This is a genomic window from Coleofasciculus sp. FACHB-712 (assembly GCF_014695635.1).
Classification (GTDB): Bacteria; Cyanobacteriota; Cyanobacteriia; order Cyanobacteriales; family FACHB-T130; genus FACHB-T130.
In genome coordinates, this window is sequence record NZ_JACJOQ010000189.1 from 1 (window position 1) to 14,226 (window position 14,226).

The 14,226-nt window shown below is 47.8% G+C and carries 9 protein-coding genes; 4 read left to right on the forward strand and 5 right to left on the reverse strand.

Going from position 1 to position 14,226, the window contains the following annotated elements; all coding sequences use genetic code 11:
• On the forward strand, window positions 1-1,236 hold a 1,236-nt coding region (locus H6F50_RS05260; RefSeq protein ID WP_190427095.1), incomplete at its 5' end, for a CO2 hydration protein.
• Between the two features lie 149 nt (window positions 1,237-1,385).
• Here H6F50_RS05260 and H6F50_RS05265 read toward each other — a convergent pair.
• The 4 genes from H6F50_RS05265 to H6F50_RS05280 all read right to left on the reverse strand — a co-directional run bounded on the left by H6F50_RS05265 (window position 1,386) and on the right by H6F50_RS05280 (window position 8,482).
• Window positions 1,386-1,787 (reverse strand): fasciclin domain-containing protein, encoded by a 402-nt coding sequence (locus H6F50_RS05265; protein ID WP_190411546.1) that lies wholly within the window; start codon window positions 1,785-1,787, stop codon window positions 1,386-1,388.
• 148 nt (window positions 1,788-1,935) lie between these two features.
• On the reverse strand, window positions 1,936-3,732 hold the full coding sequence (locus H6F50_RS05270; protein ID WP_190427112.1) for a diguanylate cyclase: 1,797 nt from the start codon (window positions 3,730-3,732) through the stop codon (window positions 1,936-1,938).
• Window positions 3,725-4,117 carry a response regulator gene (locus H6F50_RS05275; RefSeq protein WP_190427114.1) on the reverse strand — a complete coding sequence of 131 codons (393 nt, stop codon included), beginning with the start codon at window positions 4,115-4,117 and terminating at the stop codon, window positions 3,725-3,727. The genes H6F50_RS05270 and H6F50_RS05275 overlap by 8 nt, the downstream gene beginning before the upstream one ends.
• A 444-nt stretch (window positions 4,118-4,561) precedes the next feature.
• Complete coding sequence (locus tag H6F50_RS05280) at window positions 4,562-8,482, reverse strand: PAS domain S-box protein (protein WP_190427117.1); 3,921 nt, start codon at window positions 8,480-8,482, stop codon at window positions 4,562-4,564.
• Window positions 8,483-8,711: 229 nt separating this feature from the next.
• Here H6F50_RS05280 and H6F50_RS05285 point away from each other — a divergent pair, with 229 nt between their 5' ends.
• Window positions 8,712-9,287: a DUF924 family protein gene (locus H6F50_RS05285; RefSeq protein WP_190427118.1), complete on the forward strand. Its 576-nt coding sequence runs from the start codon at window positions 8,712-8,714 to the stop codon at window positions 9,285-9,287.
• A 61-nt stretch (window positions 9,288-9,348) separates the two neighbouring features.
• Here H6F50_RS05285 and H6F50_RS05290 read toward each other — a convergent pair whose 3' ends face one another.
• Entirely contained in the window at window positions 9,349-11,844 is a 2,496-nt protein-coding gene (locus H6F50_RS05290; protein ID WP_242028908.1) for a glycogen/starch/alpha-glucan phosphorylase, read from the reverse strand.
• 804 nt (window positions 11,845-12,648) lie between these two features.
• On the opposite strand from H6F50_RS05290, the gene H6F50_RS05295 reads away from it, so the two are divergent.
• Together H6F50_RS05295 and H6F50_RS05300 are read left to right on the forward strand one after the other, a co-directional pair.
• A complete protein-coding gene (locus tag H6F50_RS05295; protein WP_190411552.1) occupies window positions 12,649-13,188 on the forward strand; it encodes a pentapeptide repeat-containing protein in 540 nt (179 codons plus the stop codon).
• 384 nt (window positions 13,189-13,572) lie between these two features.
• Window positions 13,573-14,226, forward strand: a 654-nt coding sequence (locus H6F50_RS05300; RefSeq protein WP_190427124.1) for a DUF4419 domain-containing protein, incomplete at its 3' end; no start/stop codon positions are given.

Sequence of the window (14,226 nt, forward strand, 5' to 3'; positions counted from 1 at the left end):
ATTCACCGCTTAGAAGCTGGTGGTGCCATGCTGCCAGATACGCCGGAAAATCTCATGCAAATTATCGGTATTTATAAAGCGTATGCAGTACCGATGGATTTCTACTGGCGCGACCTGCTTTATATTGCCGAGCGTGTCTTTTTAAATCCCTTTCCCTTCTTTAAATACTTCTTGCCCAAAGAGTATTTAGAGTTACATAATCATTACGCTGGAGACGATGCAGATTTGCGGATCTGGCGCGGAGAAGCTACCGCTCATCCCGAACTTCTAGAGTTTATCGAGAAGGGCGAAACTTCTAAAATGCCCAAGTTATTCCATCACTTAGGGCATGACCGAATTAATATGGAATTTGCCGAAGCTTGTATGCAAGCAATGCTTTGGCACGGCAGAGATATGGGCTGGGGTAAATTCGATGCCTATCTGGATACCGATGAATATAAAGCGAATGCAGATAGAGCAATTAAGGCTTACTTCAAAGGCAATCCGGCGATGCTGGGATTGTATAAACTGTTCCCTGATATGTTCTTAGAACAGGTGCGCCAACTGTCTTACTACAGTAATTTAGGCTTGTTCTGGGAAGTGATGGCTCCAGTTTTCTTTGAGATGTCCGACCTCTACGATGAGGGGAAAATTACCAGTGTGCCGGAAGCGATGAATTTTCTGGTAAATGGAATTTTTGCGATCGCGGGTCGTCCAATTTATCATCACGTTTACATTCGGGGTGAAAAGTATGAAATTATCCCCAAATCTTGCGGTTTCACATGGCTGTACGAAGCAGCATTACCGTATGTGGAAGCTGTGTTCTACCGCACGGCTCCCTTCCGGGGTACAAAATCTTACAATGCTCAGGCAAAGCAAGTTCCGGAAAATCAGAAAGATTTCCACTATGGAATTCTCTATGCTGATGTATTTCCGGTGGGAACTGCTGGCATTCCGCCGACATTGTTAATGCAGGATATGCTGCATTTCCTCCCACCCTATCTCGTGGATTACTATCGCCAACACTGCCGCGGTGAAGATGATATGTTAATCCAATTAGGGATTACTTTCCAACGCTCGATGTACTGCGTTACTTCTGCTGTTATCCAAGCATTGCGGACTGCACTTCTGTATCCTTTAGATGACTCCAATCCAAAGCATTTACAAGCAAATCGGGAGTTTTTTGAAGCTCAGATGGATCGCTTTAAGCGTCCTGAAGCTCGTTTGCGGGATATTCAGCAGTCGGATTATCGATAGGAGATCCCCCCAACCCCCGCGCTAACGCGCCGCTTCGCTAGAAAAAAGGGGGGCTTTTAAAAGGAGCGATCGCACTCCGATTCCTTGATTCCTCCAACACACCTCAAATAGGGTTTTTAAAAAGGGAGCGCTCGCTCCCTTTTTTTTATTTAACCCATTAAAATTACCGTGTCGATAACGTGAATCACGCCGTTATCCGCTTCGATATCTGGTGCGAGAACTGTAGCATTTTTCACCTCAAAACCATCAGAACAATCAATTCTGATAGGTGAACCTTCAACTGAGGTGACAGAACTTACTTTCTCTAAATCGGCTTTCATTAACTTGCCAGGAACGACATGATAGGTGAGAATTCTGGCAAGCTGGGGAATATTTTGCACCAAGGTTTGAATCGTTCCGGGTGGAAGTTTGGCAAAGGCATCATCATTCGGTGCAAAGACAGTAAAAGGGCCAGGACTTTTCAGCGTGTCCACCAACCCTGCCGCTTGGACAGCAGTTACTAAAGTTTTGAAAGAACCCGCACCAACGGCAATATCAACAATGTCAGCCATCTGTTCTCACTTAATAGATTGTATGGAAAAGCTCTGATAACAGTGTAGGGTGAGCCTTGCCAATATTATTGGATTGGCTATTTGCGATCGCTTTAAATCTTTAATGTTCGTTAAAAGCAGTTGTAATCTCTTGATCGCAGAGATTTGTTCACGTAGACAGAACCACCTGATTGCGTCCCCGTCGTTTGGCTTCATAGAGAGCTTTATCTGCGGCTTCATTGAGTTGGGTCGCTTCATCTACGTTGGGAAAGACAGCGATGCCACAGCTAAAAGTAACCGAAAACTCAGCGCCGTCAGACTGCTGCCGAACTTGTGCAAAACCTTCGCGGATTCGGTTGAGAACTTGCACGGCTGTTGCACCATCTGTATTCGGGAGGATAGCCGCAAACTCTTCCCCGCCATAACGACCCGTGATATCCGTTTTTCGCAAACGCTGCTGCAACAGACGGGATAAACTTTTCAGTACGCGATCGCCTGTGAGATGACCATAAGTATCGTTGACTGACTTAAAATCATCAATATCAATCATGGCAAAGGCAAGGTTCGTCTTTTCCCGCCGACCTCGTTGCACCTCAATACTGAGTTGCTCTTTAATCGTCGTATGATTGAGCAGCCCAGTCAGACTATCGCGCACCATCACCGAACGTAAAAGACGCGATCGCTGCACTCGCGGCATCACCGACGCAATCAGATGATTTGGCTGAATCGGCTTGGTTAAAAAATCATCCCCGCCTAGCTGAATCGCCGCTAGCTGCTTATTCAGATCCGTCTCCATCGACAGAAACACAATCGGAATGCCCACATAAGCCGGTTGCTGACGGATCACCGCTGCCAGTTCCACTCCATCGCATCCCGGCATATACATATCCATCAAAATTAGATCCGGTCTGAACTCAATTAACGGCGGCATCACCTGCAACGGATCTGTCACCACCAGCGCCGTCATTCCCGCCTGTTCCAAAGTCCAACCATAGAAGGATGCCAAAGGCGCATCATCGTCAACAATTAAAATGCGATACGGCTCTGGTGCTTGCGGCACTGTCAGCAAATCCAGCGCGTCAATCAATTCTCCAATGTTAATTGGCTTGGGAAAATACGCCTTTCCACCCGCTCTCACCGCCTGTAAACGAGCCATGAGATCGTTTCTGGCAGAAATAAACAAAACTGGCAGCGGTTGCTCTCGGTGCTGCTGGATGGCAGTAATTGTTTTGGGGCCAGCGAGACTGTCTTGGGGGAAAACAACATCTACAATTGCAGCGGCAGGTGGTGTTTGCGCGATCGCCTCCTCCAGTTCAGCAATTTTGTCAAAAGTGCGAACCTGATAACCAAAACAACTGATTTGCAACGCCAAATCCTGCGATAGATGCGGATCGTCTTCCACCAAAAAAATCAGCCGATTCTCTGTCCAAGGCTCTTGAGACTGCAACGGGGGGAGGTTTAGATCCGGTACACAAGTGTCCTCCACTGCGATCGCCTGTTTCAATCCTCCTACCAGCACGCAGATTTGTGCTTGCTCTTCTGCGGTTGGCAACTTTCCACTATCCAAAATCGCTTTGAACACCAGTTCCAAAGTTCGCGCCGCATTCCCTAACGCCAGCAAGCCAAACGTGGCACTAGAACCCGCCAAACGGTGCATCAGGTGGTGTAGCGTTTCCAAAGGTGAGGCAGCGGCTTCTAGCAGGGACTGAGGCGGATTTTGAGAAGACGAAAGGGGCTGAACCTTTGAGGTGCTGAGGGGTTGATGTTCTTGATTCTCTCCTGCTCCAGGCAGGGTTTCCCCGCCCCTACATCCTGACTCCCCAGCTACGGTCCCTCTTTCCTCAAGGCTTCCCAGCAGCTGATTCCAAATTGTTTCAATCTGCTCAATTCGACTCGGCAGTTGTTGCCTATAGGCAAGGCGTAAGGCATTGAGTTGTTCTTGCGGATCTTGAAGCGCATCAATCATGGTACTGAAACCACATACGATTGAGAGTTGCAGAAAGGGTCATGGGATCGAACGGCTTCGCAATCACATCCAATACACCAAGTTGCTTATAATAAGCTACTTCATGGGTTTGCACTTTGGCTGTCAAGAAAATTACCGGAGTGCTTAAAGTTTGCGGGAGTTCCCGCAGTGCCTTTAGGGTGGTCATCCCATCCATCCCAGGCATCATCACATCCAGCAAAATCAAATCTGGGGCAAATATTGGCGCTTTCTGAATCGCTTCGCTCCCAGAACTACAGACTTCTACCGTGAAACCGCCGACTACTTTCAAACCCAAGCAGGCAACGGTCTGAATGTCCGGATCATCTTCCACCAACAAGATACGAGTTAAAGATGGAGTTGTCATATTGCTTTTGATTGATTACTCATTAATTTAAACTGAGTGGGAAGAAAAAGCATATCTATAAAAAAAGAGAAGATTCTACAATTCATTTAGGATGGCGATAGTTTAGGGTTTATTGTTCTTACCTCTACGAATAACGAACTCATTCCCTATCTCCAGAAAGTAGTCAGACTAAATTATTAGTAAGATCTGAAAAGCGCTTTTTACTCCCCGTCTTACCCTTGCCATGTTGAGTTCCTTACCTCAAACTCCACGCCTCTGAACGCGGAGAACCAAGCAGGATGGGAATGGCTCCCCAGTCTACAATATGACATGGTTTAATTCGGTCATCCTACTAAATATTTTGATTTTTAGTTTATAAATTAAAAATTTAATAACAACTATTTAAACTCAATTAAATTTAAGTTTCAATAAACGTTTAATTTATTGAAACTTAAAAAAACAGAATTAAGAAGCGGAATTACCGCGTCCAATTAGGGATTTAATCGTTTCCAGCAACTGCTGATTGGAGGTGCGGGACTTGACGAGTGCCGCAGCTACGTGATGTGCCGCCTCCATGCCAACGGTATTGGCGGAGAAAATGACTGCGGGGATGGAGGAAAAAATCTGATTGTTGAGATCCGCTAGCAATTCTAGACCAGAACCATCCGGTAAACTGAGGTCAAGAATCACTAAGTCAAAAGTTTTAGAAGACAGCTTGTGTCTTGCCTCATGAAGATTTTTAGCTGAATCAATTTCGGCGATATTCTGCAAAATTGTTGAGACCACCTGAGTTAAATCCGGATCGTCCTCAACATACAAAATATGAGGCTTACTGTCTGAGTTCTGCCGAACTGCTTGGCGGACAGATGCCATCAATCGCGCCTGATCGATTGGTTTATCCAGCCAGTCTATCACCGGCAATCCACCGCCACTGAGTTGTTCGCGCCCCTGTTGGGCTTTGGCAGAAACGACCACAATCGGGAGACTCTGAGTATTTTCATCTTCCCGCAGTTCGCGGATCAAAGAGATGCCATCTTGACCGGGTAGCGCCAAATCTACAGTCATCGCTGCATAGCAATTTTCTGACAAAAGCTGCTTGGCTTGGGCTGCATTGTAGGCGATATCTGCACTTAAACCTTCTTGTTTCAGCATCAGCGACAGCAGCGTGGCAATATCGGGATCGTCTTCACAGATAAGGATGGGGAGACTTTCCGGCGAGTGGGAAGTCATAATCTTTGAGATCCGTGCTTCTTGCCATTCTGGTAAATCGAAGTAGAAAGTCGTCCCGACATTCGTTTGAGTTTCAAAACTAATGTGTCCTCCGAGTTTTTCTACGATCGCTTTGCAGATACTTAAACCTAAGCCAGTTCCTCCCTTTTGACGGGTATCTGAGGAATCTGCTTGAGCAAATTTCTGAAAAATCCGAGGGCGAAAGTCTTCGGGAATCCCACAACCGCAGTCGCTAACGGCAACTCGGATGGTATTTGGCGATTGAGTTGGACGGGAAACGGAGAGGGTGACGGTACCATTGGGGGGAGAGAATTTGGCGGCGTTGGAGAGTAGATTCGTTAGTACCTGCATCAGGCGATCGCGATCGACATTCACCTGCACACCGGACAACTCAGACTCCAGTACCAACTGCACCCCAAACTGTTCGCCATAGCCCCGGTTCGCCTCCAGTGCCTGCTCTACGAGTGGCATTAGCTCTAGCGGCTGGAGATGAAAATCCATTTTGCCGGATTCAATCTTTTCAATATCTAAAATGTCGTTAATCAGGAGAATCAGACGCTCGGTATTTTTATAAGCAATATTCACTAGCGCCTTTGCTTCATTGGGAATTTCACCCGTCACACCTCCAGCAATTAAACTCAAGGAGCCTCGTACCGAAGTGAGCGGCGTCCTCAATTCATGGCTGACGATGGAGACAAATTCGTTTTTCAGTCGCTCCATCTCCTTGCGCTCGGTAATATCGCGCACGATTGCCAGCACTTCATCCGCTCCGTTGACAACAACGCGAGCTTCATAATCGCGCACAGAGCCTATCTCTCCGGTTGGGTAAGCGGGATTCAAGGGAGCGAGCAGTTGATATTCAAAAACTTGGATCTCGTTAGCAGACAGCGCTTTGGCTACATAATGCAGCATTTGCTGCGCTACCTCGGTTGGCAAAAGCTCCTGCACAGTTTGACCGATGACTTGAGCGGGAGCGATCGCCCGAACGTCATTTTTAGCGGCTCTGAAGTCTAGAAAGGTGCCATCTTCACGGATGCGAAACATCGAATCTGGGATCGCGTCGAGGAGGGCGCGAGTTTTGGCTTCACTTTGGCGCAACACTTCGCTTTGGCGGAGGGTTTCCTCTACTTGGATGCGTTCGGTGATGTCGGTGGCGACGCCAATTGCGCCCATGACTTCGTTGTTGGCGTTTCGCAGGGGCGAATAGCGAACCTCGAAGGTCAATTTGCCCATTTTTACCAGGGATGTTAAGGCTTTGCCGGATAGCGCTTGCCGAACCTCTTCGAGAATCTGTGGGAAGCGGCGGTACACCTCAAAGATGGATTGACCAACCACCTTACCCGCTTCCAGTCCCAAAGTATCCAGACCGCTCCCTTCGGAAAAGGTAATGACACCCCGATCGTCTAAGGCAAATAGAACGATGGGCGCACTTTTCACCACAGTCCGCAGACGTTCCTCGCTATCGCGCAATGCAGTCTGAGCGGCTTGCGATCGCGCTAGTTCCGCTTCCACTTGCTCGAACAAAGCGGCTTGTTGAATGGCGATCGCGATTTGCACGCTCAGTGCCTCTAGCAGTTCGACTTCCTCATATTGCCACTGCCGCGACGAGCGACAGTGATGGGCAATCAGCAACCCCCACAAGTGGTCTCCTTGCAAAATCGGCACGACTAGATTCGCTCGCACCTGAAATTGCTCTAACAATTCAATATGGCAGGGGTTGAGCTGAGCCGTGTAGATATCTTCAATGACACGGATACGACCTTGTTGATAAGCCGCAGCGTAGGTTTTGCCAAAGCACGGATCTTTGATATTGCTTCCCAGCACCGCCAACCACTGGGCACTCACGGACTCTACAACGACGGTGCCACTTCCATCCGGCTCAAAGCGGTACAAGATGGTTCGGTCTGTCTGAAGAAACTGCCGCACTTCCGCCACGGCAGTGTTGAGAACATCCTCCAGCTTCAAGGATTGGCGGATACGCTCTTGCATCGCTCCTAAGAGCTGCTCCCGTCGCAGAAGCTGCCGTAAAACGGCTTCAGCCTGCTTGCGGGCGGTAATGTCGGTGTGAATCCCAATCAACCCGACTACATTACCATTGTCATCGGTGATGGCATCAGCCCGAAGCAAAATCGATATAGTGCGATCGCTCTGGGTACGCATCTCGACTTCACCACTCCAGCAGGAGTTGCCTTGTTTGATCGTGCTGATGACTTCACGAGCGACATTCGGATCGCAGTAACGGATGGCTGATCCCCCAGCCGCATTTATTTCGTCTGTGGTGTATTCAAACAATTCCACAAACGCCGGATTGTGATACAGAGACTGCCCTTTGGCGTTCGTAATGATGATGGCATCACTCGCATTTTCAACGGCTTTGCTAATCCGAATCAGATGTTCTTGGGCTTCCACTCGGTCGGTGATGTCAGTTTGGACACCCACAAAGTTTGTGAGTTTTCCTTGGGGATTCTTTACTGGCGCAACTCGCAGTTCGTTCCAGAAAAGCGTCCCATCTTTGCGGTAATTCCGCAAGGTGACATTGCACTCTTTTCCGTCCCGGATTGCCGTTCGCAATTGAGCGATCGCCGGTTGCTCTGTATCGATTCCTTGCAAGAAGCGGCAGTTGTGCCCTAAAACTTCGCTCTCGGAGTACCCGGTCATTTCCTGGAAACTGGGATTGATATAAATCAAGGGATTGTCTGGCAAGCTCGCGTCGCTAATCACGATGCCGTTATTGCTAGCAGCGATCGCCTTCTCCAACAGGTGTAGGTGTTCCTGTGATGGATGGCGCTCGGCGATCGCATCTCTCGACACGATCAATCCGCCGATTTCACCTGTGCCCGTGCGCCACGGCTGTACTTCCCACCTTACCCACTCCACAGTTCCATCAGTACGGGGTAAAGATTCTTCAACCTTCTCGATGCTTCCCTCTAAACAACGCTGATGGATTGCCCGCCAACGCTCAATTTCACAACGCTCAATTTCACAACGCTCAATTTCATAGTAAGAGCGCCCGATAATGTCCTCGCCAAGATTGCGCTCCGTCAGCCATCGACGACTGAACAGCAGGTAACGCATCTCGCGGTCGAACATGGCAACGGCTGCTGGCGCTTGCTGGATAAACAGTTGAAGCAACTCTTGGTTATCGGTGTAATTCATGAGTCAGGCTGGGGGTGAGCGGGAAGTTAAAGTGACGCAGCTAAACACTTCTATTCCAAGGGTGCCCAAATGCAATCTTTAGCTATCATCGGCATCACCAAATCGCTGCTTCCGGGCGCTGACAATCCGGCTCAGTGCAGGAACCGATCCCTCCTTAGCCCCTTTTTTAAGCGGGAATTAGATCGGAGGATTGGGGAGAGCGAAATTGAGAGCGCTGGAGCCAAAACTCATGTCACAAGTCCATGAAATTTTGAATTTTTGGTTTGGCAAACCCGATGAGGCGGGTTATGGGAAACCCCGTAAAGTCTGGTTTACCAAAAAACCGCAGTTTGATGAGGAGATCCGAACCCGCTTCTTAGGAGACTACGAACTAGCCGCAGCGGGTCAGTTAAATCCCTGGAAGGAATCGCCCCAAAGCTGTTTAGCACTGATACTGCTATTAGATCAATTTCCACGCAATTTGTTTCGCGGGAGTGCCCAAGCCTTCGCTACCGATAGCCTTGCTCTGTCTGTGGCACAGCACGCAGTTGCCAATGGCTTCGATCGAGAATTGCTGCCAGTCCAGCGATGCTTTATTTATTTACCTTTTGAACATAGTGAAAATCTCGAACATCAGCGTCAGTCAGTGGAGTTATTTCAGCAATTGGGCGACGATCCTGACTGTATTGATTACATTTCCTACGCAGTTCGACACTTCGAGGTAATTGAACGCTTTGGGCGATTTCCCCATCGCAATCAGATTCTCGGTCGAGAGACAACGACCCAGGAGGCAGAGTTTCTTCAGCAGCCTGGGTCGTCATTTTAACGATTAATCTGCAACTGCATTGACTGTCTTGTCGCGCTGTCCCCTACTTACGAGTTGCTCGTTAAAGGACAGGGCGCTTGGCTTGCACCTTCACCTGCAAACCCGCTGTATGCGGTTGATACTCTTTCAAGTCGATCTTGACTGGCTGGACGTTCCAAATTTCTTGGCAATACTCCTTAATCGTGCGGTCTGAGGAAAATTTCCCCGTGCGAGCAACGTTGAGAATTGACATTCGAGTCCAGTGCTTTGCGTCTCGATAAGCTCGGCTGACTTCTTGCTGGCAGTCAATATACGCTTGGTAGTCGGCAAAGAGCATATACTCATCCCTGTCTAGCAACGATTCCACAATTGGTTTGAAAAGGTCGCGATTGTCGGGTGAGAAGTAGCCGGAAGCGATCGCGTCGATCGTTTGTCGCAGTTCGGCGTTGCTATGGTAATAGTCTCGCGGGTTGTATCCCCTTGCCTTCAGTGCATATACTTCTTGAGTTGTCAAGCCAAATAAGAAAAAGTTTTCAGGCCCGACTTCTTGGCGGATCTCGATGTTGGCACCATCCAGCGTTCCGATGGTAAGCGCCCCATTCATGGCGAACTTCATGTTGCCCGTCCCGGAAGCTTCTTTGCCCGCCGTGGAGATTTGCTCGGAAAGATCGGCGGCTGGATAAACTCGCTGACCGAGAGAGACCGAGAAATTTGCCAAGAAAACGACCTTAATGCGATCGCGCACATCCGGGTCATTATTGACGACTTTCGCCACCGAATTAATCAACTGAATGACCAGTTTGGCAATGTAGTAGCCAGGAGCGGACTTGCCTGCAAAAATAAAAGTCCGGGGCAAGATATCAACATTGGGATCTTTTTTGATCCGGTTGTACAGCGTAATAATGTACAGCACATTCAACAGCTGACGCTTGTACTCGTGAATCCGCTTCACCTGAATATCAAACAGAGAATCTGGATTTACTTCAATGTCGTTGTAGAGCAGAATGTACTCTGCCAAGGATTGCTTATTTTTGCGCTTAATCGACGAGAAGCGAGAACAAAACTCAGCATCATCAACAAACGCTTCTAGCTGCTTGAATTGATCGAGTTGTGTTACCCAATCATTGCCAATTTTCTCGGTAATCAGCTCAGACAGATGGGGATTGCTCAGCAACAACCACCGGCGCGGTGTCACCCCGTTCGTTTTGTTATTAAACTTTTCGGGCCACAATTCGTAGAAATCTCGCAAGACATCCGCTTTGAGCAAATCTGTATGCAGTGCTGCTACCCCATTGATGGAATGGCTGCCCACGCAAGCTAAATGCGCCATGCGGACGTACTTCTGGGCACCTTCCTCAATAATTGACAATCTCCCCACCCGCGCCTCATCTCCCGGATACTTGGCACGTACCTCATCGAGAAAGTGACGGTTAATTTCATAGATAATCTCTAAGTGCCGAGGCAACAGATGCTCAAACAAGCTCACAGGCCAGCGTTCTAGAGCCTCAGAGAGCAGTGTATGGTTCGTGTAGGCGAAGACGCGCCGGGTGATGTACCAAGCTCGGTTCCAGCCTAATTCGTACTCATCCACCAGCAACCGCATCAGTTCGGCAACCCCAATCGATGGGTGCGTGTCGTTGAGCTGGATAGCGACTTTGTCGTAGAACCGATCGAAAGTCCGGTGAATGCGCTGATGCGAATTGATAATGTCTCGGAGAGAACAACTGACGAAGAAATACTGCTGTTCTAGGCGCAGTTGCCGACCCTGAGAGGTGTTGTCGTTGGGATAGAGAACTTTTGAGATATTTTCAGAAAATATCTTGTTGGTAACGGCACCGGCATAATCACCGCTGTCGAAAACCTGGAAGTCGAACTCTTCAGAAGCCCCCGCCCGCCAGAGACGCAGCGTATTCACTGTATTGTTGTTGTACCCAGATACGGGTGTATCGTAGGGCGTCCCTAAGATTTTCCGATCGGGAATCCAACGCACTCGATAACGACCTTGTCCATCGCTGTAAGCTTCTGTATATCCGCCGAACTTCACTTCAACGGTTAATTCTGAGCGGCGAACTTCCCAAGGGTTGCCAAACCGGAGCCATTTGTCGGGGTGTTCGACTTGAGCGCCATCCTGAATCCATTGATCAAAGATCCCGAATTCGTAGCGAATGCCGTAGCCAACTGCCGGAATTTCTAAGGTGGCGAGGGAGTCGAGAAAACAAGCCGCCAGACGTCCTAAACCCCCATTGCCGAGTCCGGGTTCTGATTCTAATACTTTGAGGTCGTTGATGTCGAGTCCGGACTCGTGGAGAGCTTGGCGTGCCCGTTCGTACAAACCTAAATTGAGTAGGTTATTGTCCAACTGACGACCCATCAAGAACTCTGCCGATAGGTAGTATACGGTTTTGACATCTTTGTCAATGTAGGTTCTGCCCGTGTTAATCCATCGGTGCAGCAAGCGATCGCGCACAGTATAAGCGAGAGCCATGTAGTAATCATGGGGCGTCGCCCAATACTCATCTTTTGCCAGCAGGTAATACAGGTTATCTGCAAACGCCCGTTTCAGGGTCACGACCGTCATCCCAGTGCGATCGTCTTCCACCTGAACTTCAACGGGTTCAATGGGTTCAATGGGTGTCTCCAAGTGGTCGGCGTGCCCGTCATACGGCGGCTCAAAACGCCCCCCCTGCGAGGGCTGATGACTACTTTCTGTCATGTATCAATCTCCGTTTAACAGCAGTCTGTTGCTAGTCCCAATCCTGTCATAACCGGCTTTAGGCTGGCACGGCGGGAAGTATTGGCGGGAAGTATTGGCAATATGCCTCCGGCACGCTGCACGAACGCATCTTCACAAAACCCGTGCCTAAGCGAATTGTGTAAATCTTTAATTTAAACCCAAAATTATTATATTTTGGCTAATGATTTTTATAGTTTTTTATTAAGCAAACTCAGAGAAATAAACATAACTCTTTATAGCGGCTGATGGTGAATTTTCACAGGGTTCCAGCAGTACCGTGCCCTAAAAAAAAACAGATATAATAACTTTTGTTACAATTCATCTGTAAATAAATGCAGACTAAGCCGTTTTTTTATTAAAAAGTAACAACTTTTTAAGGTTTAATGTCCAATTTAAAAATTTTTGGTTCAGCATCAACACAGAATCTTCACGATTTGTTCCCTAAATTAGATGTAAAAGTAAAATGAAAGATTTACTAAATACTACAGGGAGAGAAAATAGCATGAGCTTGCTGTCTTGCTTTGCGTGGTTGAAAAACGGCTTTCTGGGAGTCCCGCAAAAAACAACTAGGGAACTTATTGCACGACATTAACATTCGATAGGGAAAGAACAAGATTGTTAAGTGTTACCTAGGAAGAAGTAGTGAATATGAATGCTGAGACACTCAAAAGCAAGTATGCAGCAGGACAAAGAGACTTTCGGCAAGCGAATCTATACCGAGAAAAACTCACCTTTGCTTGTCTAGATGGAGCGAAGTTCAGTCAAGCTAATCTAGGCATGATCAACCTCAGGGGTGCAAATCTGCGTGGAGTAGACCTCCAACAAGCACACTTGATGAGGGCGAACTTGAAGGATGCAGATTTAACGGGAGCCAACCTGGAGGGAGCGAATTTAGCGGGAGCAAATCTCAGCGGAGCCAATCTTACGGGAGCCAATTTGAAAAAGGTAAATCTAAACCGAGCCGTATTAGGTGGAGCGAACCTGAGTCAAACTAATTTAAGGTACGCAAATCTCTGCGAAACCATTCTGTTTGGCGCAATTTTAACAGGAGCGATTCTGCTCAAAGCAAATGTAGCTGGGGCAGTTTTGCTGAAGACAAATTTGACCAATGCGGCTGTAATTGAAACCGATTTGAGCGAAGCACGCTTAGAAGAGGTCACGATGCCTGATGGTACAATCCATCAGTAATCGGTACGATACTGCTCAGTGCAAAACATTTTTTACATTCTGAAAAACCGTTTGTGAGCAGCCCTAATTAAATAACCGATATACTTTCACCTTGTCAGTTGGATTTAGCCAAAGCAAAATCTAACGCTAAATCCGGCAGTCTTGGTAGGTGCTGTGACCTCAAACGCCACTTGTTGGCATTACCGTTAGGGCATCAATCGGATTAGGCTGAGTTTCGTGCTTTCACCTAACCGATAGGCGATCGCATCTGACCTTGACACCATCTTGACACCATAGAGAAAGACACGATTAGTTCCTTGATTCGTAAGATATATTCTTGAAGGATGCCACTTTCTTGTAAGTAGGCTTAGCCTCCATCCTATTTACTCACCACCAGAAATTTTTATGGAAACCGTAGCGTCGATTTTGCATCAATCGGACGGAGAAATTAGTTTTCTTGTTGATGATGTCCAGGTATGTCGAGATATCATTCCTGTTAGCGAGGCTTGGAGTAAATTTGAGGAGCGATTAGGTTCTCCATTATTGGCATTCAGCCACAGTAACTCATTTGAAGTCATTCAGGAATCAGGGAATCATCCTCTAGTCACTGCTGTTCATATTGCCCACAGCGAACATCGACCGCTGTTGCTGACTCCAGATGTAATTTGGCTGACAATTGCCCAAGGGTTTGCACAACATATCAACAATCATGCCGAAGAGTTGCGATCGCGTTTTGTGGGTTATTCAGGCAAGCTGGAGTTAAAGGTTGAGACTCAAAAACTCGATCAACCGAATGACTGGGCTGAAGTGATTGAACAATGGTCAGAACGCATTCGTCACAATGTTAAGCCCGATATTCACTCACTCATGGTGTGCAACTTCAGCACCACTACATCCATCATCCAAACTGCAAGTCAGGTGGTGATGATGGATGCGTTGCAGCAGTATTTTGATTATATGCTCTATGCCATTTGCGGCATTCCTGGGATTACAGTGCGCGGAACAGAAGCCGACTGGCGCAGTATCCGACACCGGGTTGAAGCGATCGCTGCTTACGAT